The sequence below is a fragment of the Colwellia sp. MB3u-45 genome (assembly GCF_014077005.1).
In the GTDB taxonomy this organism is placed as follows: Bacteria; Pseudomonadota; Gammaproteobacteria; order Enterobacterales; family Alteromonadaceae; genus Cognaticolwellia.
Window position 1 is genome coordinate 80,742 of sequence record NZ_JACGVC010000043.1, and the last position, 21,657, is coordinate 102,398.

Here is a 21,657-nt window from a genome sequence, read left to right on the forward strand (position 1 = left end):
GGGTAAAATCCAGTCAACGCAATGCTAATCCAACAAAAAGATCAGCAAAAAATCAGCAAAAAATCAGCAAAAAAAAATTTGATTTTAAGGAACAAAGTCTACTTAACTACATAGATTAATAACCATTAACTTTACTGACCGCTTTGGGTATTTGGCCAGTCGCCCGAAAACTCATAATGTTTTTAGCGACAATCTTACAAGCACTGTTCAGGTTTGTTGGCGCCGATATATGAGGCAAAATAGTGATGTCAGGGTGATGCCAAAGTTCGCTATTAGCGTTTAATGGCTCATGTTCAAAAACATCAAGCACGGCATGTCTAAGGTGATGACTGTTTAGCGCATTTAACAGTTCATCGGTATTAATGACACCGCCACGGGCAAAATTAATTACCGCACTACCTTGAGGTAATTGCGCTAATAATTCTTTATTCACCATACCGCGTGTTGCAGGCGTTAATGGTAGTAAACACACTAAAATATCACTTTGTGCTACCATTTCAGCCAAGCCCTTATTTCCACTGTAACTGCTAATATTTGCTATTTTTTTAGCAGTGCGGCTCCAACCCATGACCTTAAAACCATTTTGGTGTAATTGCTTTGCGCTGGCTTGGCCTAATGCGCCTAAGCCAAGAATACCAATACGCCGCTCACTTGCTGGTACAAGTTGATGTTGCTGCCAGTGCTTATTTTTCTGCTGCTTAGCATATCGTGGCATGTCTCGATGAAGATATAAACTCCAGGCTAACACCGCTTCAGACATAGCTCTACTTAGGGTTGGGTCAATTAAACGCACCACGTCAATCGGCGAGTTAGCCAATGACATCATCAAATGTTCAACACCGGCCCAAACACTATGTAGCCATGTTAAATTTTCAAATTCAGCCAATAATTCAGTATTTGGGTTGGCAACAATCGCCAGCTGACAGTGTTTTTTTTCTGCTGGCTTAACGTCAGAACAAGCAACAATATTTTCATCAGGCAAGGCCTGATTAAGTGCTGTTATCCAAGTAATTTCTTCATCTTTAGGTAATTGACTAATAAATGGGATCATATGGCTTTGCGTTTATGTTGAAGAGATTTTATTATATTACCCAAGATTTACCTAAACCAGACAATGTTTTAATTTTTTGATAAATAAAAAGTTATACTTTTGCTCTGGCATCCAACGCCCAACTAAGGTATAACGGCGCTATGAAAGTACCTAAACGCATACAGCCACTTGTTAATGATGGCTTAATAGATGAAGTAATAAGCCAATTAATGAGTGGAAAAGAAGCCACCGTTTATATGGTTCGTTGCGGCGACGAAGTTCGCTGCGCTAAAGTTTACAAAGAAGCCATTAAGCGTAGCTTTAAAAAAGCAGCGCAATATCAAGAGGGGAGAAAAAGTAGAAATAGCCGTCGTGCCCGAGCGATGGAAAAAGGTTCAAAGTATGGTCGCGACCAACAAGAGTCTGCTTGGCAAAATGCTGAAGTTGATGCACTTTACCAATTAGCAGAAGCTGGCGTTCGTGTACCGCAACCTTTTGGCTGTTTCGACGGTGTTTTATTAATGGAACTTGTCACCAATGATACTGGTGATGTAGCACCGCGCTTAAATGACGTGGTAATGTCAGCGGAACAAGCACAAGAAGATCACACGCTGGTTATGCATTATGTCCAGTTAATGCTTTGTGCCGGTATTATTCATGGCGATTTATCAGAATTTAATGTTTTAGTTGATGATTATGGCCCAGTCATTATTGATCTACCACAAGCGGTAGATGCATCAGCCAATAACAATGCCAAAGCTATGTTAATGCGTGATGTTACCAATATGACTAACTATTATGGTCAATTTAGCCCGGCGTTAAAACAAAGCAAGTATGGCCAGGAAATGTGGGCACTGTTTGAAAGTGGTGAGCTAACACCAGAATTAACACTGACCGGCTTATTCAAAGAAGACACAGCCAGTGCAGACGTTGATACGGTATTAGAAGAAATTAAAGCTGCCTTTGAAGAAGAAGAAGCCAGAATAGAACGTATTAGTGACGCTAATGCGGTTGATAGTGACTATTAATATTGCTGATAAATGGTCACTTTTTTTTTGATTTAGTTTGATTAAACCCAACTTGTTTGTTCGGCTTAATCAAACTAAATAAAACTAAATAAAGCTAAATCAAATTGAATAAAGTAAAGCTGAGTCTGATTAAGTTATGTGAAATCGCCTTACTAGAGAAATACTGCTAATAAAAAAACATGATACCCGCAATAATCAAACTCGCTAAAAATATCGTTTCACAGCCCATTAACATCACCGGTCGCCAGCCAAGAGAAAGCACTTGTTTTAATGAAGTTTTAACACCGATTGCCGCAATAGCAATCACTAATAAATGACTCGACAGACTGCGAATAAAATCAATGAGCCAAACGGGCAAGACACCGACATTTTTTAAAAATGCCAGCACAAAAAACATAATCAAAAAGCCTGGAATAAAGGCACTAACACCCCCCGACATTTTGCTATTTTTTTCTTTAAAAGCAAAAAACACCATCATGACTATTGGCATTAACAACGCGACTCTGAGCAGCTTAATATAAGTTGCTACATCGCCTGCTTCAGGCGATATGGTATAACCCGCACCAACCACTTGAGCCACATCATGAATGGCGCCACCAATAAAAACTCCGGCCAATTCATCTGAGAAACCTAAATAACTGGCAACAACAGGATAAAATATCATTGATAAAGTGCTAAAGGTGGTAATACCTATCACGGTAAAAGCAAAGTACTTTTCTTGATATTTATCGTTTGGCAGCACGGTTGAAATCGCGGCTGCCGCTGAGACACCACAAACCGCCACCGCGCCACCAGACAATACCCCAAAAACTTTCGACAAGCCTAAAGCTCGCGCAAACAACACCCCAAAAACCATGGTCAACGCCATGCTCACCATCACAATTAAGGGCGGAGTAATACCGAGCGAGACAATATCAGCAAAAGCAATACGCACACCCAATAACCCCACACACAAACGTAATAGCTCTCGTGAGCAAAAGTTAACACCCGCTTGAATATTTACCTTGCTGTAAAATGAATGCAGACTCAAGCCCATTAATAAAGCAAAGAGTATAATGGGTGCTTGATAACGCGTGGCAACGATTGTGGCAATAATGCCAACCAATCCACATAAGGCAATACCTAATAATTTAGCTTGTAAATTTATCAGCATTTTTAGTTTAACCGTAAGATTTTGTTGCTAAAAAAGAGGTTGTAAATTGTACCACTAGTGGTAACACTTATATTGATTTTTCTCATACTAAGCATTAAAAAGCCTGCAAGTGCAGGCTTAAAATATAACAAATTATAGGGTTTGAAAATCAAACATAATAGCGACTAACTAAACCCGTTATTGTTATTACCTTTAGCCGCAAAGCGCAGTAATATTAAAGCAACAGTATCAAAGCAATAGTATCAAAGTAATACTAATCGGCATTATTTACCGCCAAGCCCGAAGACGATATCAGCAGTATAGAACCAGCTAGCTATCACAATAAGGTATCACAATACTTTCTAGGTTTGGCTTACCGTTCGTCATAATATAACTTAATGATCATTTAAAACCGCTAAAAGCCTTAGGTTATTTATAGCACAGATATCAGTTTGTTAAGTGTTACTATTCACCCCAAATATCTTTAGGTTTAAGTTTTAGCACTTTACGTTCACCGGGTTTGCGTTCAACTTTAGTTTTATTCGGGTTAACATAAATTTTACTGGCCTTAGCATTAGCTGAATTATAATTTTTATCCGCTAAAACCTCTTCTAACTTATCTTTAACCTCTTCAACTACTGGCTTTTTTACCTGTTCTTTCGCGCGACGTTGCACATGAAATTTCTTGTCAACGCCCTGTAAAAAGTTGCGTAATACCTGATCTTTACATTCACGATAATTTTTATGATCTGGCTTACGCGAAAACGCACTTAGCTCTGGCTTATTTAAACGAAAGTTTGCTGATTCCAACATCTCGATAATATCTTCTGCTTTTAAATTAAAAGCAATTTTCAATTTAGTGAGAATAATATTATTGTTTAAACGCTTTTCAACCTTGGCTGGTTCACCTTCTTTTTTACCGCGGCGTTCATTAATAAAGCCATTTAAAAATGCAGCAAACGTCGTATCAGGGCAATTGACATAAGCAGGGTCTTCTTCTTGCTTTAGCCAGTTACTTATTTGATCTCGGGTCACGGTTAAATCACCGGCAGCAAAAATAGCAATAACCTTTTGATCGTTAAAATTAAAGGTATATCTCAGGCGACGTAAAACATCGTTGTTAGTCACAAACTTCTCCAAAAATCCAACGAGTGTCGCTGGTTAGTTTTACTTTCAGGCTAAACAGGCTGACATTAGCCTATGAGCGACTAGCAAAACTCTAGTGATTCAATTACACGATATTATACACGCTTTAAATAAGCAGATCTTTACCTGCATGCGCTATTTATTAATTGAATAATGTAAAAGCATTAAGGCGTTAAATTTAGCGGTTAAAGATCAGGTAAAACTCATGTTAAGATACTAGTAATTTTAATGTAAACTGCATTTACTGGTGCAAATACTAAAGTTTAAAAACACCAAGGTCACGGTTCAGTAAAATGCTTCACTAGGTTTCTTTTCAACGCAATTAAATTACGAGCAGTCATGAGCAAAAATGTTAATCTCTTCAATCCGGTATTAGCTAAAGGCCGGGGTAAAAGTGCCGATAAAAAAGTTTGGCAAAACCTACCCGGTAGTAGTGCCACTGTCGCTATTTTTCACGGCGCGTTATCAACGCAACAGCCCATATTACTACTTACTCATGATACGCCATCGGCATTGCGCTTAGAGCAAGAACTAACCAGCTTAAATCAACAAGCTCAATTACCTATTTGTTTATTTCCTGATTGGGAAACCTTGCCGTACGATACTTTTTCGCCACACCAAGATATTATTTCCCAGCGTTTAGCCACCTTGTATCAATTATCGCGTATGGATAAAGGCATTGTTATTGTGCCCATTTCTACTTTAATGCAACGTTTAGCACCAAAACAATACATTGAAGCCAATAGTTTAATCATCCAAAAAGGCGATAAAAAAGATTTACATCAGTTAAGACAAAGCCTAGAAGCCAGCGGATATCGCTGTGTTGAACAAGTAATGGAACACGGTGAGTTTTCTGCTCGTGGTGCCATTCTTGATATCTTTCCTATGGGCAGTAAAACACCGTTCCGTTTAGACTTTTTTGATGATGAAATTGACGAAATCCGCTTATTTGATCCAGAAAATCAACGTTCTAGCGACAAAATAGAGGGCATAAATTTATTGCCCGCGCATGAGTTCCCAACCGATACTGACGGCACTAACTTATTTCGCAGCCAATACCGCGAACAATTTACCAGCACCATTGACAAAGCATCTATTTACCACCAAGTCAGTAATGGCATTATGCCCGCAGGCATAGAATATTATTTGCCTTTGTTTTTTCAGCAAACCAATACCTTATGTGATTACCTTGCTGATAATACCTTAGTAATTATCAGTGGCGATATTGATAAAGCCTTAGCCCATTACTGGACCGATATTGACTATCGCTATGAAGACAGACGCTATGATCCCACTCGGCCACTATTGCCACCAAAGCATTTATTTCTCAATAGTGAAGAGCTCTACAGTGCCTTAAAACCTTTTGATCGCATCAATTTAAAACCCGAAGTCATCGAAGACGAATTAAAAGCATCACAAGTGCAATTTGACGTACACACCTTGCCAGATCTGACCATAGATCATAAATTAAAGCAGCCATTTGAATTACTCAATAATTTTGTTAACAGCAAAGAAACACCAAGCAAACTCTTATTTGTTGCAGAAAGCCAAGGTCGACGTGAAAGTGTATTAGAGCTACTAGAGCGTAATCAAACCAAGCCAAGTATCTTTAAGAGTATTGAAGACTTTGTTAACAGTGACGCGCTCATTGGTATTACGGTTAACGCTTTAAGTGCCGGCTTTATTTTTCAAGCCAAAGGCAGTGCGAAAAAAAATGCCATTGCCTTAATAACAGAAGCTGAATTACTCGGCGATCGCGTCCGTCAAACTCGCCGTCGAAATAAACAACAAGAAATTCAAAACGACGCAATATTTAAAAATTTAGCCGAGTTAAGTATTGGCCAACCTGTGGTGCATATTGATCACGGTATTGGTCGCTATATGGGCTTACAAACCATTGAAAATAGTGGTATTACCACAGAATTTTTAATGCTCAGTTACGCAAAAGAAGCCAAATTATATGTGCCGGTTGCCTCACTACATTTAATTAGCCGCTACTCAGGCGCCGATGCTGACCACGCACCGTTACATAAACTGGGTAACGATAGTTGGAGTAAAGCCAAGCAAAAAGCGGCAGAAAAAGTACGTGACGTAGCCGTTGAACTGTTAGATATTTATGCCAAACGCGCCAGCAACCATGGTTATAGCTTTAAACGAAATAAAGATGATTATCGCGCTTTTGCAGACAGTTTTAGTTTTGAAGAAACCTTTGATCAAGCACAAGCCATCAATGCGGTCATTAGCGACATGTTATCGCCAAAAGCGATGGACAGATTAGTCTGTGGTGATGTCGGTTTTGGCAAAACCGAAGTCGCCATGCGCGCGGCCTTTATTGCGGTCAACGATGGCAAACAAGTAGCGATATTAGTGCCAACTACCCTGCTTGCTCAACAACACCATGAAAGTTTTCGTGACCGTTTCGCCAATTGGCCTGTTAACATTGAAGTTTTATCACGCTTTAAAACCGCTAAAGAACAAAACGCTATTGTCAAAGAAGTTGAATCTGGCCAAATAGATATTTTAATTGGTACACATAAGCTTTTACAAAATAGCATAAAATATAAAGATCTAGGGCTTTTAGTGGTTGATGAAGAGCATAGGTTTGGTGTTAAACAAAAAGAAAAAATAAAACAGCTGCGGGCAAACGTAGATATTTTAACACTAACCGCAACCCCAATCCCACGCACCTTAAATATGGCCATGGGCGGCATGCGCGACTTATCAATAATAGCCACACCACCAGCAAAAAGATTAGCGGTAAAAACCTTTGTACGAGAGCGCGATGACGCCTTAATTCGCGAGTCAATCCTGCGGGAAGTATTGCGTGGTGGTCAAGTCTACTTCTTACATAACAATGTCGACACCATAGATAAAACCGCTGCAGACATTCAAGTATTATTACCCGAAGCGAAAATTATTACCGCTCATGGACAAATGCGTGAGCGCGAACTTGAACGTGTGATGAACGACTTTTATCACCAACGTTATAATGTGCTGGTTTGTACCACCATTATTGAAACTGGCATCGATGTGCCCACCGCTAATACCATCATTATGGATCGAGCTGACCACTTAGGTTTAGCACAACTACACCAATTACGTGGCCGTGTTGGGCGATCACATCATCAAGCTTATGCCTATTTATTAACCCCGCATGAAAAACGTATGACCAAAGATGCAAAAAAACGCCTTGAAGCCATCGCCTCATTAGAAGACTTAGGGGCCGGCTTTACTTTGGCGACTCACGATTTAGAAATTCGTGGCGCCGGTGAGCTATTAGGCGAAGATCAAAGTGGTTCAATGAGCCAAGTGGGTTATACCTTATACATGGAAATGCTTGATGCCGCCGTTACCGCACTAAAAGAAGGTAAAGAATTGTCGCTCGACCAAGTGACAAAAACTCAAACTGAAGTAGATTTACGCGTAGCGGCACTATTACCCGATGACTATATTTTCGATGTAAGTTTACGCTTAAGTTTATATAAACGTATTGCCAGTTGTAAAAATAAACAAGCACTCGACGACGTGCAAGTTGAGCTGATAGACCGTTTTGGCTTATTACCACAAGCAGCAAAAAATTTAGTGCATATCGCCAAGCTGAAACTTAAAGCACAAAAAATGGGTATTACCCGCATTGATGCAGGCCCTGCTGGTGGTTCATTTGAATTTAGCAGCGAAACTAAAGTAGACCCTATGTTTATCATCGGCTTAATTCAACAACAACCGAAAATATATAAAATGGAAGGTGCGAATAAATTGAAATTTAAGCAAGTGACCGAAGATGCAAAATCTCGCTTTATTTTAATCGCTACCATGCTGAACGAATTGGCAAATCACCTGTGTGCTTAAACACCGCAATGATCAATACGTAAAGCTAGCCTAGTTATCTTTTATATTTAACAGATAACTGATTGAGAATTGATTGATAAGTAATTGATAACTAATTGAGAACGGATTGACAATATAAGTATTGATCAACCTTTGCTATTATCACTGGGTAAAATAAACATTAACTGGATACTGAATGAAATTAACTCAACTATTTTTATGTTCTGCCGTCTTAACATTTCCACTAACCTTAAATGCGACGACACAAGAAAATAATGACCGATGGTTTGATGTCGAAATTATTCTTTTTAGCCAATTAGGTGATAAAAGCCAGTTAAAAGAAAACTTTCCAGACAGCAGTGAATTACCAAAACATCAACGTGTGGAAGATTTACTCAACCGCTATTTAAACCCTGACATTCGCACGTTAAAGCAACTATTACCCCAATGTGATTCACCACACTATGTCGGGGATTTAGCGAAAAAAAATGCCAAACTCCCTGCGCTTTTTAATGAAAAATCATTAGTGCAAATAGCACAATTAACGCCAGAGCTTTCGGTGTCAAACCAAGTTATAGGTTTAGGGCAAGATAGCACCAACCTGCTTGATTCTAACAACAATGTGACACAGCTTTCAGCAGATAATGACACGGCTAGTCGACATATTTTTACCGACAATACCGGACTAAATAATGCAGGGCTAAACCGTGAAATTGCTCGTGCCGACCCAGAGAATAATCCTGCTATTAGTGACGCTACCATTAATAACGCGATTATCAATAATAATAAGACCACCAGCAACAGTTACATCAATGCCATAGCCTTACCAACCACCTTGTCTGATGAAGAGCAGGCAAATATTCAACGTTTAGTACTAGCAGCTGAACAAGAATTTCAAGCGCTTAAATTTCAGTATCCAGCCAAAACTGAGCCCATATTATTATGCCGAATTGACCCAGCATACTTTGCTGACTATCAAGTCGAAAATCCTGACTTTGACTATCACGGCTTTTCTGTTGATAAAGTGCCATTATTGATTGATGGCCCAGAACATATCGACAACAATAAAACACATTTGCTGAGCAAAAACTCATTACAGCTTAATGATATTATTCAAGACTTAAGGTATAGCAAAAACTTTCGCCCTATGTTGCATATGGGCTGGCGACAAGTTGCTCGACCTGAAAAACAATCTGTGCCCGTGAAAGTGTATGCCGGTGATAATTTTGTTATCCCTTACCAAAAACAATTAACTAAATTCAACGAGCAAAAAAATCAGCAAAGAAGCCACTTGCTTACAGAAACTAGCAAGAAAAATCTGCTTGAGCCTTCACCTGTGCAAAACCAAACTGAACAGCTACAACAAGCTAAAAAAGCGCGTCTCGAACAAATTATTGCGCAAATAGCACAGGTAAACGAAAACACCGACGAACTATTAGCAGCACTTGACCAACAAGACTTATCGCTAAAACTTACTGATGAAATGCCCTTAGCGGTAACAGAAAATACGCCACCAATAGCGCCTATTCAACAATGGTTTATTGAGGGGTTTTTCAATATTCATTTAAAACATTATTTATTTATTACCGCTGATTTTAATATTTTAGATAAAAGCTTAGCAGAACTGGCCACAGCAAGATTAGCCCCAACGTTACCCACTGATGTAAATCTAAATAGCGCAGCAAATACGTCGACACCAATACAGGCCAAAGCTATTCGTTTTCAACAAAACCGACGTGTTATAAGTGGCGAAGTGCATTATTTCGACCACCCCTACATGGGCATGATAGTGCAAATTAGACCTTATACAAAACCAGAGCCCGAACCAGAACAAGAGCCTGCGCCTAAAGAAAGTCTTTAGAGACTGATTAATGGCTTCATTATATTTTTACCAATAACACTTTCGAGGATACTATGGATAAAGAAATTGAAATTCAAGCGGCGGTATTTCGTCGTTTACTCGCGCATTTAGATGATCGTAAAGACGTACAAAATATCGAATTAATGAACCTTGCCGGCTTTTGTCGTAACTGTTTTTCTAAATGGACAGTGGCTGAAGCTGAAAAGTTGGGTGTTAACGTCGATATTGATACGGCACGCGAACAGGTTTATGGCATGCCATATAATGAGTGGAAAGAGAAACATCAACTGCCGGCAACAGATGAACAGCTAGCGAAATTTAACCAGTTAAACGCAAAGAAATAATTTTAGCTCGATTTTTCTAGGCGATTAATACGCTACCCTGGCCTATTACAAGAATGAAATCTGTCGGGCTGTATCTTGCAGTACTTAGTTATTGTCAGTGGTATGTAAAAGTATCAGCATAAACAGACAATATTACGCTAAGTAGAAGCACTACAGCCTGGTCTTTAAGCGAATAAATGATCACCGCTAGGTACTTAATGCTTGGTTTAAGGTTCGGGCTTAGGTTTAGGTTAAAGCCAAATTTAAACGATCACGTTCAATGCTGTAGCTCTGCGATCATTTCGGTTACGTGACTCCAACCAACGCCCTCGTTTAAATCGTTGTTGACGCCGATCGCCGCCAGAGCGGCGCTCATCTTCAGATAGCGTTGAACAAGCTATTGTAATTTTCAACTGCTCAGTCAAAGAATTAGGCGTTTTTTTTCTCTGCTGTTGTTGTTTCTCACGGCTGTCTTTTTCCAAACGCTCTGCTTTGGCTGTAAAACTGGCCGGCAATAAACTTGCAAAAACATCCATAACTATTCTCAACTCCCTTATTAATAGTAGTTACAACCCTCTGGTTAATTAATCGGCAGTTAGTGGTAAAAGTTTAATCTTTTTTAAGCCACAATAGATCCTTGCTGAAGTTTTAGTTTTAGTTTTAAGAAGAGTCGAGCGCAGCAAGGCTAAAGAAGTAATTGCTACTGAAAAGTTATTTATAAAACTTTGCTATAAGAGGTTTGTGAAGCAGATGAGTGAAGGGCAGTAAGAGTAAGGCGCTTGATTAGCTAGCCGCTAACCATTGCAATTAAAAAACAAGCTACCACTGTGCTTTTATCAACCGGCAGGGTAAGAAAAAATTTATGCAAATAACCAATAGTAATCATCTGCAATAACTAAAGCTAAGCGTTTATAGAAAGGCACTGACTTCCCCGGTATTTAAATAACGCCACTCACCTAAGGGTAAATCAGCCAGTTTTACTGGCCCTATTTGCTCGCGATGCAAACCCAGCACCTGATTACCAACCGCTGCAAACATGCGTTTAACTTGATGATATTTACCTTCGGTTATGGTCAATAAGACTTCTTTCTCAGCAACTTGCTCTAACGTTGCAGGACGAGTTAAACCATCTTCACCTTGCAACTGCACGCCATGAGTAAACTTCTCTGCCGTAGTATTTTTCAGCGGGTCACGTAGCCACACACGATAAACTTTTTCGCACTGTTTCTTAGGTGAAATAATATTATGCGACCAGAGACCATCGTCAGTAATTAGCACTAACCCTGTAGTGTCAGCGTCTAGGCGGCCAGCAATGTGCATATCAAATGCCTTATCAACAGCAATTAAATGTAATAACGAGGGATAAATTTCATCAACATTAGAGCAAATGGTAGCAAGGGGTTTATGCAAAATGATATACCGAAAACTACGCGCAGTAAGTGCTTCGTCTTCAATGCAAATATAATCATCTTCATCCACCTGTGTGGCAGGGTCTTTAATTACCACATCATTCACCGTTACTTTGCTCATTTTAAGCAATTTTTTAGCTTCAGTGCGGGTAAGTTCAGTGCTTTTGCAAATAAATTTGTCGAGACGCATAGTCAGTAATATCGCTAAAAGGTAATGAAATAAAGGCGCCGCTATTATCGCTATTTGAATATTTTTAGCAAGGCTAGCGTGTACAAGCATTACAAAAAAATTCACTAGCACTAGCTTGGATTGCATTACATTGGACAGTATAGAAGGATACACGATAACTAGCCTTGGTTAGGTGAATGCACAAAACACCGACATATTAGCTACTCAACAATTAAACTGACTAAGTTCACCTAGCGCTATTTATACCAATCTCACTAATTATCTGATCATTTCTATTGGTTAAAATAACCAACTACTGCGTTATTTATTTAATAATTAGAACAACTAGTTATTAAATAAATGCCTTATATTTGGCCATTTTTCCTGCATATAAAGTAGACCACCTAATTAATGAAATTGGTATTGCATGTCAAATACAGCTAATCACTAATCATATATAAGCAATTTTTCAAGGTTATTTTTTCGGGGTAGCACGCAAAAGTAAATCCACTTTTTTCATAAGTTTTAATTGCACTGCCATTATTTTGCACAACAAATAATGAACACGAATTGGTGTTTAAATCAGCTTTTCCTCTAACACTTAATTGCTGAACTAAATGCGTGGCAATACCATGGCCACGAAAGCTAGGGTTAATCACCAGTCTGCAAAGGTGGCACTTACCTAGTCTCAAATAATACTGCCCAAACCCTAACAACTCTGCTTGCGCAGAAAGTAAGGCAAATGACGGCAAGGACTCTAATTTCAAATCACTCTTAAAAGAATTAAAGTCAAATGGGAAGCTAAAATTAGGTCCTGACCAAAGACTTAATTCTTCTTCGCTGGAAAACCACGACATCAGTTCAGTTAAGTTTTCATCCGATGGTTGAGATAAATACATATTCGCCTTATGCCATGCGACAGGGATACTTCCTATCAGGAACATAACCTAGCCTGAATAAATTAGCCATTAGGCCTTGATATAAAGTTGATAGAAAGTTGATAGAAAATGAGCTTACGTATTAATAAACTTAAGTATTAATAAATTTACCTGACAAGGCTAAACCGCTGCGATGATGCAAAACACTGTGACATTGCGCTAAAATAGACAAGGCAATTGACTCAGGCAACTCACCACCAATATCAAGGCCAACCGGGCCATTAACATGACGCATTAACCAAGCTCTGTCTTCAATATTAGCAAGCATTTCAACATTACCTCTTCGTTCAGTCGGGCCTAATAAACCAATATATTTTGCAACGTTATTTTCATGCAGCAAACTTAACCAAGCAGCGTCCAAATTCAAATTGTGCGTCATCAACACGGCGGCATCAAGTTGGCGAAATTGCGCTATTTGAGAAAAGTCGTTGGGATGAATTCTAAAGATTTCTGAGGCCTGCTTAAAGCTGCTGCTGCGGGCATAGCTAGAGCGATGATCAACAACCGTTACCCGCCAGCCCATCTGCGCCGCCATCGACACTAAAGGAATGGCATCTGAGCCACCACCAAAAATCCATAAATTAGTTGGTGCCGATATTTTGGTTATCGACAGCTGATCTTCGCCAATGGTGATATTGCTGTGCGCTGTATCCTGTTTTATCATCTGCCTTAGGACATCATGCTTAACGCTTTCTTGCCCCTGAGCTGTTGTTATTAATAACTGGCCAATATTATCAAACAAACTGATGTTATTTAACGCCTGCGGTGTTGATTCATCAGTTAAAAATGTTTGTTGTAAATAGCTTGCTTGCCCCTCTTGCATGCGCTTAAAAAGCTCGGCAAATAATACTTGATGTGCAGCTGTGACATATTGTAATAATACGCCTATTTTACCTTTGCAGCCTACGCCTAGCTCTGCTGCATAACCATCTTCTTCTAGCATATCGTATACAACGTAATGGGCTTGCTTGCTATCAAATACTTTTTTCGCATGTAAAACAATATTGGCCTCTAAGCAGCCGCCACTGACTAAACCAAGCGATTGTCCCACGCTATTAACCAGCATAATAGCACCGGGGGAGCGATAACTTGAGCCCGCTTTATTTACTATAGTGGCAATTACCCACTCAAGTTTTTCGCTATGATTTAAGTAATGTTCAAGCAGGGAATAATGAGAGTGATTATTAAGCAATGGTAAACCTTAAAGTTATTGAGAGCTGGTCACGGGTCTTTAATTTATTATAACAAGTTAGGCAAAGTTAAAAAACGTCAAATTTGTATCTGTTTACTCAGTGTATCGGTCAAAATCGTAGCTTTTAACATCGACTGACATGCCGGTGAATATGCTGTGCAGTCATATGTTTAGATGAAAACATGTCATTAGAGTAATGCTGGAGTAACTAACAAGATGGCTAAGATTGGCAGTTTTCTGATCATACACCACTTTTTATATTAAAAAAAAGCCACTTTACAGTGGCTTTTCATTAAAAGTAAAACTCGCTAAGAATTATTTAACAACTTCTTCAGTGGCTTTAGTTGTTTTAGCTGCTTTAGCTGGTTTATCTGTTTCAGCCTCTTCAGGCAGTTTATTTTTTGATAATAACGCTTCACGTAAACGTGTATCAATTTCTTTTGCTATTTTAGGGTTTTCTTTCAAATACTTAGCTGCGTTTGCTTTACCTTGACCAATTTTGTCGCCTTTATAACTATACCAAGCGCCGGCTTTTTCAACCATTTCATTTTTAACGCCAAGGTCAACTAACTCGCCTAAACTATTAATACCTTCACCATATAGTATTTGAAACTCAGCTTGCTTAAAAGGTGGCGCTATTTTATTTTTAACCACTTTAACACGTGTTTCATTGCCAATAATTTCGTCACCATTTTTAACGGCGCCAATACGGCGTATATCTAAACGCACAGAAGCATAAAATTTTAAGGCGTTACCACCTGTTGTGGTTTCTGGGCTGCCAAACATTACACCAATTTTCATACGAATTTGGTTGATAAAAATAATCATGGTATTTGATTTTTTCAAATTACCGGTTAATTTACGCATGGCTTGCGATAACATACGAGCCTGTAAGCCCATGTGTGAATCACCCATATCGCCTTCAATCTCAGCTTTTGGTGTTAACGCAGCCACCGAGTCGACTACAATAATGTCAATAGCACCTGAGCGAGTTAACATGTCACAAATTTCAAGCGCTTGCTCACCGGTATCCGGTTGAGAAACCAACAATTCGTTAATATCTACGCCCAATTTTGCCGCATAAACAGGGTCAAGTGCATGCTCAGCATCAACAAATGCACAAATTTTACCATTACGTTGTGCTTCAGCAATAACTTCAAGGGTCAGCGTTGTTTTACCACTTGACTCTGGACCATAAATCTCAACAACACGACCTAGAGGTAAGCCACCAGCACCTAAAGCAATATCTAATCCTAATGAACCGGTAGAAATTGTTTCAACGTCCATGGTGTTATTGTCACCTAACTTCATGATGGAGCCTTTACCAAATTGACGTTCGATTTGGCTTAAGGCAGCTGATAATGCTTTTTCTTTGTTATCGTCCATTTACTACTCCACGAGGGGTTTAGGTGCTTAATTCGTTTTGATGAAGCAAAGTATACTGTATAGTCGTACAGTATCAAGGTTTTTATTAAATTATTTTATTTAGATATAAAAATAAAATAATTTATAAATTTTAACTATTGAAAAATAACGGTTTTATTAACATAAGTAACTTTATAAATTTTTAACTTGAAAAGTTACTAATACAGTTATTAGTCGTTAAATAGTGGTTTTATATGATTAGCTTACTGAGCATTTTTCTCAAAAATAGAAAGATTTGATCGCCTGCATTATGGCATAATCTATGCCCTTAATACCTTCATCAATTTTAGTTACGGCAGTTCAATGACAACAATAACAAAAGACCTTTCCTCTCACACCCCTATGATGCGTCAGTACCTGACTATTAAGGCGGAATTTCCTAATATTTTAATTTTTTATCGTATGGGGGATTTTTATGAACTTTTTTTTGATGATGCTAAAAAGGCATCTGATTTGCTTGATATCTCATTAACTGCACGTGGAAAAACTGGCGGTAATGCTATTCCAATGGCTGGCGTGCCTTATCATGCGGTGGAAGGCTATTTAGCTAAGTTAGTCAAATTAGGTGAGTCAGTCGCTATTTGTGAACAAATTGGCGATCCGGCGACTAGCAAAGGCCCAGTAGAGCGAAAGGTAGTACGTGTGGTTACACCTGGCACAGTCAGTGATGAAGCGCTGCTTAGCGACCGACAAGACAATTTGATTGTTGCTGTTCATCAAACACTTCAAGGTTTTGGCCTAGCTTATTTAGATATGACCAGTGGCCGTTTTGTGCTGGTTGAGCCTAAAACTGAAGAGCAAGTTCAAGCCGAGCTACAACGTTTATCACCGGCAGAATTGTTATATCCCGAATCATTAGTCGCCACTAGCATTATTGCTGGTCGCAAAGGTTTGCGTCGACGCCCCGATTGGGAGTTTGATTTAGACACCAGTAAAACCTTACTCAATAAACAATTTGGTACTCAGTCATTGTCGGGCTTCGGCGTTGAAGATAAACCGCTAGGTATCGCTGCTGCAGGTTGTTTATTTCAATATGTTAAAGATAGTCAGCGTACTGCACTACCGCATATTAGAGCCATTATTGGTGAAAGCTCATCGACTGCCGTTATCCTTGACGCCGCCACTCGCCGTAATTTGGAATTAACCCAAAACCTGCAAGGTGGTAATGAAAATACCCTAGCCGCAATTCTTGATAAAGCCGCTACCCCCATGGGTTCTAGATTACTAAAGCGTTGGTTACACTTTCCACTGCGCGAGCTAAATACACTAAATAATCGTCAAAATGCAATTGAAGAGATCTTACAGCAAGACTTACCCTTTGAACTCAACGCTAACTTAAAGCAATTTGGTGACATTGAACGTATTGTTTCCCGTATTGCTTTGCGATCAGCTCGCCCGCGCGACTTTGCACGTTTACGCAATGCCTTAATGCATTTACCTGATTTGCAAACACTTATGAATAGCTGTACTCAACCGCATTTAGCGACATTGGTTGAACAGTGTCAGCCTATACCGACAACACAAGCACTATTAGAAAGAGCTATTGTGGAAAACCCACCGGTATTAATTCGTGACGGTGGCGTTATCGCCCCAGGTTATAATGACGAATTAGATGTGCTGCGAGATTTAAGCGATGGTGCAACCGAGTTTTTAGCCCAACTTGAAGCACGCGAAAAAGAACGTACCGGCATTCAATCACTCAAAGTTGGCTATAATAGAGTCCATGGTTTCTATATAGAAATGAGTCGCACCTCTGCCATTGATGTACCTGATGATTATATTCGTCGACAAACCTTAAAAAATAACGAACGCTTTATTACTAACGAATTGAAGCAACATGAAGAGAAAGTGCTCTCCGCGCAAAGTAAATTTCTTGCCCTTGAAAAGCGCTTGTATGAAGCGTTATTTGAGCAAATATTACCTGAGTTAGAAAAATTGCAGCTCCTTGCGCAATCGCTATCTGAAATTGATGTCTTAAATACTTTTGCCGAACGGGCCGAAAGCTTAAATTATGTTAAACCTATACTGCAAGAAGCCAGCGGTATTAATATCGAAGCTGGACGTCATGCTGTTGTAGAACAAATGACCGCTGAGCCCTTTATTGCTAATCCAGTAGTGCTAAACAGCAGCCGAGAAATGCTGATTATTACTGGCCCTAACATGGGCGGTAAATCTACCTATATGCGCCAAACAGCGTTAATTGTGCTACTGGCACATATAGGCTGTTATGTACCAGCAAGTGCCGCCCAAATAGGCATGGTAGATAGAATTTTCACCCGTATTGGCGCTTCTGATGACCTAGCCAGTGGTCGTTCAACTTTTATGGTAGAAATGACAGAAACCGCTAACATTTTGCATAATGCCACCAATAAAAGTTTAGTCTTGTTAGATGAAATTGGTCGAGGCACTAGTACCTATGACGGTTTATCACTGGCTTGGGCCTGTGCTGAAATGCTAGCGATAAAAACGAAAGCTTTCACGCTTTTTGCTAGCCATTATTTTGAGTTAACCTTACTGGCTGAACAAATTGATACTTTAGCGAATGTTCATCTAGACGCTGTTGAACATGGTGACAGCATTGTCTTTATGCACACAGTGCAAGAAGGTGCTGCAAGTAAGAGTTTTGGTTTACAGGTGGCGCAACTTGCTGGCGTACCAAAAAGTGTCATTGTGCGGGCAAAACAACGTTTAGCTGAACTTGAAAATATGCAAGCACCTTCGGTGATGAGTGCTGTTCCCCAAGCTTTTGAACAACTGTCTCTCATGGATAGCCAACACCCGGTTGTTGAACAGCTAAGTGCAACAGAGGTGAACGACTTAAGCCCTAAAATGGCCTTAGATTTATTATATAAATTAAAAGAATTAATTTAAAAAAGGGGACTATTTACATTAGCATGCCTATTTTTGGCGGCACAGATTAAAGTGTAGATCGGCTTTAATCTGTGCGAGCTGACAGCATCAATACCGACTTAGAAGAAGGATTACTCACCCTATATTGTCACTCTTGGCACTATGTAGCTTCAATCTTGGACTTTAGTTCATCAAGTTAAATAAAATTTAAGCGTTGTTGGCAAAATTCCGACCTACGAAAAATATTTGCTGCCGATATTGTTGGCCCATCGAATTAATTGCTCGCTAAACGGTTGACGGACTGAAGTCCGACCTACAAAAAAAAGCTGCTGCCGATATTTTTTGGTCTTTCGAGTTAATTGCTTGCTAAATGTTTGACGGACTGAAGTCCGACCTACAAAAAATAGCTGCTGCTGATATTTGTTGGTCCTTTGAGTTAATTGCTCGCTAAACGTTTGACGGACTGAAGTTCGACCTACAAAAAACAGCTGCTGCTGATATTTGTTGGTCCTTTGAGTTAATTGCTCGCTAAACGTTTGACGGACTGAAGTCCGACCTACAAAAAACAGCTGCTGCTGATATTTGTTGGCCCATCGGGTTAATTGCTTTCTACACGGTTGACGGACTGAAGTCCGACCTACAAAAAACAGCTGCTGCTAATATTGTTGGCCCATCGAGTTAATTACTCGCTACACGGTTGACGGACTGAAGTCCGACCTACAAAAAACATCGGCTGCCGATGGTAATTAGGTCTTAAAATGACCTCCTGATGTAAGTGCATAGGCAGCTACATTACTCATGAAATGTAACCTTAAAAAAAACCAGCTATCGCTGGTTTTTTTTTATTCACTGAACTTTTGACTATCGCACTACTCTCGAAATAGCGCTTCAATCGACAAGTCTTGTTGACTTAAAATATCACGCAGACGTTTTAATGCTTCAACTTGAATTTGGCGCACACGTTCGCGTGTTAAGCCTATTTCGACACCTACATCTTCTAATGTTGCGGCTTCATAGCCTAGCAAGCCAAATCTTCTTGCTAGTACTTCTCGTTGTTTAGAGTTAAGTTCATTCAGCCAATCGACAATGCTATGTTTAATATCATTGGTTTGTAATTTTGTTTCCGGGCTACCAGCTGTTTCATCTGGAATAACATCTAATAAAACTTTTTCACCTTCACCGCCAAATGGCGAGTCAACTGAAGCAATACGTTCGTTCAAGCGCAGCATTTTACTAACACTTTCCACGGGTACGTTAAGCTCAGAAGCAATGTCTTCAGCCGTTGGCTCATGATCAAGCTTTTGCACTAACTCACGGGCTGTGCGTAAGTAAATATTAAGTTCTTTGACCACATGAATAGGTAATCGAATAGTGCGAGTTTGATTCATAATGGCGCGTTCAATGGTTTGTCGAATCCACCAAGTCGCATAGGTTGAAAATCTGAAGCCTCGTTCCGGATCAAATTTTTCAACAGCACGTATTAGGCCTAGGTTACCTTCTTCAATTAAATCTAATAAAGGTAAGCCACGATTGTTATAACGGCGAGCAATTTTTACCACTAAACGAAGATTACTTTCTATCATACGTTTGCGAGAGCGTTCATCACCTTTTAAGGCAAGGCGAGAAAAGTAGACTTCTTCTTCGGCGGTTAATAATGGTGAAAATCCTATTTCACTTAAATATATTTGTGTTGCATCTAAATTAGACGGGCTCTCTTCAGGTACTTCTACCCCAGTGCTTTTTGGCTTTTCTTTCACTGCAAGATCAGAACATTCTATTTGTTTTTTTATGCCCATGTTATATCTCCCTATTTAGCATTAGCTAAATTTACTGACTAATTATTCACATTAACCTCGAGTTATTATTGGTAAATTTTTATTATTATTGTTTCGGCAAATACTTCATAGGATTAACTGATTTCCCGCGAAAGCGAACTTCAAAATGAAGCATGACTCTTTCAGCGTCAGTATCACCCATTTTGGCAATCACTTGACCGGCTTTTACAACTTGCTGTTCTTTGACTAGAATGTGATCGTTATGAGCATAAGCGCTGAGATAATCTTCGTTATGTTTAACGATGACTAACTTGCCGTATCCTTGTAGCGCATCACCGGCATAAACTACCTTTCCATCTGCAGTTGCTTTCACCGAATCACCGCGTCGCCCCGCAATGTCGATTCCTTTATTTCCTTGCTTTGCGGTGGAAAAATTATGAATAACTTTTCCTTTCGCAGGCCACCGCCATTTTCTAATTTTTTGTGAAAATGCAGTGTGTTGCTGAACTTTTTTGATGCTTTTTTGATCAGCTACATTTTTACCATACTCCTGCTTTTTCTTCTGTGCAATAGGTTTTTTTATAACTTTTTGTTTTGACGTATTGAAGGTCTTATTTTTTTGACTTTTTAAGTTAGCATTAGATTTACTTTTTGTTAACTTTAATTTTTGTTGCGGATAAATATTGTATGGCGCTTTGATATTATTGATCTTCGCTAAGGTACGAATATCGACATCTGCACGCCATGCTATTGAATATAAAGTTTCACCTTTCTTAACGATATACTCAGTGCCACTGACGCTATTTTTGAGTCTTTGACTAAGAGGAAGAGAGCCTTGTACGTCAACAACAGGTGCAGGTTTATTACGACTTGAACAGCCGTTTAACGCTAATATCATTATTAGCGTTAGTAGGTTATTAGTGCTAAATAAGTTACCTTGCATCCATCTCGTCATAACAAAAATAACGTCCTTATCGTGTCGCAATATAGGCAATAATAATAGCGCTAACAACCGACCAACCTAAGACATCAACCCATTGTCTAATTTTTTGTTCCATCGGCGCTCCGCCCCAACGAATAACACCAGCTACCAGGAAAAATCGCATGCCGCGACCAATCGATGACGCTAATAAGAAGGGTAAAAATGCCATATTTAAAAAGCCAGCACTCACGGTAAATAACTTATAAGGGATAGGAGAAAAACCAGCAATAAATACCACCCACACACCCCATTCACTAAACCACAACATGGCTTTATCAAAGCGCGCCTGATAACCAAACTCAGTAATTAAGGGTTGGATCCAAGGTTCAAACATCAAATAACCTAAGCCGTAACCTACCATTCCGCCAAGCACTGAAGCAACGGTAGTTATGGTGGCAAAACGCCAGGCTTTATCGCGCTGCGCCAGTACCATAGGGGCTAATAAAACGTCGGGTGGAATAGGGAAAAAAACCGACTCAGCGAAGGTCAGTATCGCTAAAATTCTAGGGGCAAACTTATGCTCAGCCCACTTAAGTGTCCATTCATATAATGCAGAAAATATTTTCACA

General features: G+C 39.4%; 15 protein-coding genes and 1 pseudogene. 5 read left to right on the forward strand and 11 right to left on the reverse strand.

Going from position 1 to position 21,657, the window contains the following annotated elements; genetic code table 11:
• Positions 1-115 precede the first annotated feature (115 nt).
• Positions 116-1,051, reverse strand: coding sequence for a glyoxylate/hydroxypyruvate reductase A (locus H4J41_RS05105; protein WP_182136142.1), 936 nt, complete (start codon positions 1,049-1,051; stop codon positions 116-118).
• A 140-nt stretch (positions 1,052-1,191) separates the two neighbouring features.
• Between H4J41_RS05105 and H4J41_RS05110 the strand changes: the two genes are divergently transcribed.
• On the forward strand, positions 1,192-2,058 hold the full coding sequence (locus H4J41_RS05110; protein WP_182136143.1) for a PA4780 family RIO1-like protein kinase: 867 nt from the start codon (positions 1,192-1,194) through the stop codon (positions 2,056-2,058).
• 166 nt (positions 2,059-2,224) lie between these two features.
• Here the strand turns inward: H4J41_RS05110 and H4J41_RS05115 are convergent, their stop codons facing one another.
• The gene (locus H4J41_RS05115; protein ID WP_182136144.1) at positions 2,225-3,211 is read right to left on the reverse strand and encodes a YeiH family protein; all 987 of its coding nucleotides are present in this window, start codon (positions 3,209-3,211) and stop codon (positions 2,225-2,227) included.
• Between the two features lie 657 nt (positions 3,212-3,868).
• Positions 3,869-4,318, reverse strand: a pseudogene (locus H4J41_RS05120) (DUF1456 family protein); the annotation flags it as partial.
• A gap of 357 nt (positions 4,319-4,675) precedes the next feature.
• Between H4J41_RS05120 and mfd the strand changes: the two are divergent.
• From mfd to H4J41_RS05135, 3 genes are all read left to right on the forward strand, one after another.
• Entirely contained in the window at positions 4,676-8,185 is a 3,510-nt protein-coding gene (mfd, locus tag H4J41_RS05125) for a transcription-repair coupling factor (protein WP_182136146.1), read from the forward strand.
• 175 nt (positions 8,186-8,360) lie between these two features.
• A complete protein-coding gene (locus H4J41_RS05130) occupies positions 8,361-10,025 on the forward strand; it encodes a CsiV family protein (RefSeq protein ID WP_182136147.1) in 1,665 nt (554 codons plus the stop codon).
• Positions 10,026-10,078: 53 nt separating this feature from the next.
• On the forward strand, positions 10,079-10,369 hold the full coding sequence (locus H4J41_RS05135; RefSeq protein ID WP_182136148.1) for a DUF1244 domain-containing protein: 291 nt from the start codon (positions 10,079-10,081) through the stop codon (positions 10,367-10,369).
• A 242-nt stretch (positions 10,370-10,611) separates the two neighbouring features.
• Here the strand turns inward: H4J41_RS05135 and H4J41_RS05140 are convergent, their stop codons facing one another.
• From H4J41_RS05140 to recA, 5 genes are all read right to left on the reverse strand, one after another.
• Positions 10,612-10,884 carry a hypothetical protein gene (locus tag H4J41_RS05140; RefSeq protein WP_182136149.1) on the reverse strand — a complete coding sequence of 91 codons (273 nt, stop codon included), beginning with the start codon at positions 10,882-10,884 and terminating at the stop codon, positions 10,612-10,614.
• Between the two features lie 373 nt (positions 10,885-11,257).
• Positions 11,258-11,947 carry a pseudouridine synthase gene (locus tag H4J41_RS05145; RefSeq protein ID WP_182136179.1) on the reverse strand — a complete coding sequence of 230 codons (690 nt, stop codon included), beginning with the start codon at positions 11,945-11,947 and terminating at the stop codon, positions 11,258-11,260.
• Between the two features lie 419 nt (positions 11,948-12,366).
• Positions 12,367-12,870 carry a GNAT family N-acetyltransferase gene (locus H4J41_RS05150; protein ID WP_259364588.1) on the reverse strand — a complete coding sequence of 168 codons (504 nt, stop codon included), beginning with the start codon at positions 12,868-12,870 and terminating at the stop codon, positions 12,367-12,369.
• 85 nt (positions 12,871-12,955) lie between these two features.
• Positions 12,956-14,056, reverse strand: a complete 1,101-nt coding sequence (locus H4J41_RS05155; RefSeq protein WP_182136150.1) for an XdhC family protein — start codon at positions 14,054-14,056, stop codon at positions 12,956-12,958.
• 315 nt (positions 14,057-14,371) lie between these two features.
• Positions 14,372-15,442, reverse strand: coding sequence for a recombinase RecA (gene recA, locus H4J41_RS05160; protein WP_182136151.1), 1,071 nt, complete (start codon positions 15,440-15,442; stop codon positions 14,372-14,374).
• A gap of 342 nt (positions 15,443-15,784) precedes the next feature.
• Here recA and mutS point away from each other — a divergent pair, with 342 nt between their 5' ends.
• Positions 15,785-18,352, forward strand: a complete 2,568-nt coding sequence (gene mutS, locus H4J41_RS05165) for a DNA mismatch repair protein MutS (protein ID WP_182136152.1) — start codon at positions 15,785-15,787, stop codon at positions 18,350-18,352.
• 848 nt (positions 18,353-19,200) lie between these two features.
• On the opposite strand, the gene rpoS is transcribed toward mutS, so the two are convergent.
• The 3 genes from rpoS to H4J41_RS05180 form a co-directional block, all read right to left on the reverse strand.
• A complete protein-coding gene (gene rpoS / locus H4J41_RS05170; RefSeq protein WP_182136153.1) occupies positions 19,201-20,127 on the reverse strand; it encodes an RNA polymerase sigma factor RpoS in 927 nt (308 codons plus the stop codon).
• Positions 20,128-20,212: 85 nt separating this feature from the next.
• Entirely contained in the window at positions 20,213-21,049 is an 837-nt protein-coding gene (locus tag H4J41_RS05175) for a peptidoglycan DD-metalloendopeptidase family protein (RefSeq protein WP_182136154.1), read from the reverse strand.
• 28 nt (positions 21,050-21,077) lie between these two features.
• Positions 21,078-21,656, reverse strand: coding sequence for a YqaA family protein (locus tag H4J41_RS05180; RefSeq protein WP_182136155.1), 579 nt, complete (start codon positions 21,654-21,656; stop codon positions 21,078-21,080).
• Position 21,657 lies beyond the last annotated feature (1 nt).

Coding starts and splice junctions, on each gene's coding strand:
- H4J41_RS05105 (WP_182136142.1), bottom strand. CDS start 1,051: ATGATCCCATTTATTAGTCAATTACCTAAAGATGAAGAAATTACTTGG.
- mutS (WP_182136152.1), top strand. CDS start 15,785: ATGACAACAATAACAAAAGACCTTTCCTCTCACACCCCTATGATGCGT.
- rpoS (WP_182136153.1), bottom strand. CDS start 20,127: ATGGGCATAAAAAAACAAATAGAATGTTCTGATCTTGCAGTGAAAGAA.
- H4J41_RS05110 (WP_182136143.1), top strand. CDS start 1,192: ATGAAAGTACCTAAACGCATACAGCCACTTGTTAATGATGGCTTAATA.
- H4J41_RS05115 (WP_182136144.1), bottom strand. CDS start 3,211: ATGCTGATAAATTTACAAGCTAAATTATTAGGTATTGCCTTATGTGGA.
- H4J41_RS05145 (WP_182136179.1), bottom strand. CDS start 11,947: ATGCGTCTCGACAAATTTATTTGCAAAAGCACTGAACTTACCCGCACT.
- H4J41_RS05175 (WP_182136154.1), bottom strand. CDS start 21,049: ATGCAAGGTAACTTATTTAGCACTAATAACCTACTAACGCTAATAATG.
- H4J41_RS05130 (WP_182136147.1), top strand. CDS start 8,361: ATGAAATTAACTCAACTATTTTTATGTTCTGCCGTCTTAACATTTCCA.
- H4J41_RS05150 (WP_259364588.1), bottom strand. CDS start 12,870: ATGTTCCTGATAGGAAGTATCCCTGTCGCATGGCATAAGGCGAATATG.
- recA (WP_182136151.1), bottom strand. CDS start 15,442: ATGGACGATAACAAAGAAAAAGCATTATCAGCTGCCTTAAGCCAAATC.
- mfd (WP_182136146.1), top strand. CDS start 4,676: ATGAGCAAAAATGTTAATCTCTTCAATCCGGTATTAGCTAAAGGCCGG.
- H4J41_RS05135 (WP_182136148.1), top strand. CDS start 10,079: ATGGATAAAGAAATTGAAATTCAAGCGGCGGTATTTCGTCGTTTACTC.
- H4J41_RS05140 (WP_182136149.1), bottom strand. CDS start 10,884: ATGGATGTTTTTGCAAGTTTATTGCCGGCCAGTTTTACAGCCAAAGCA.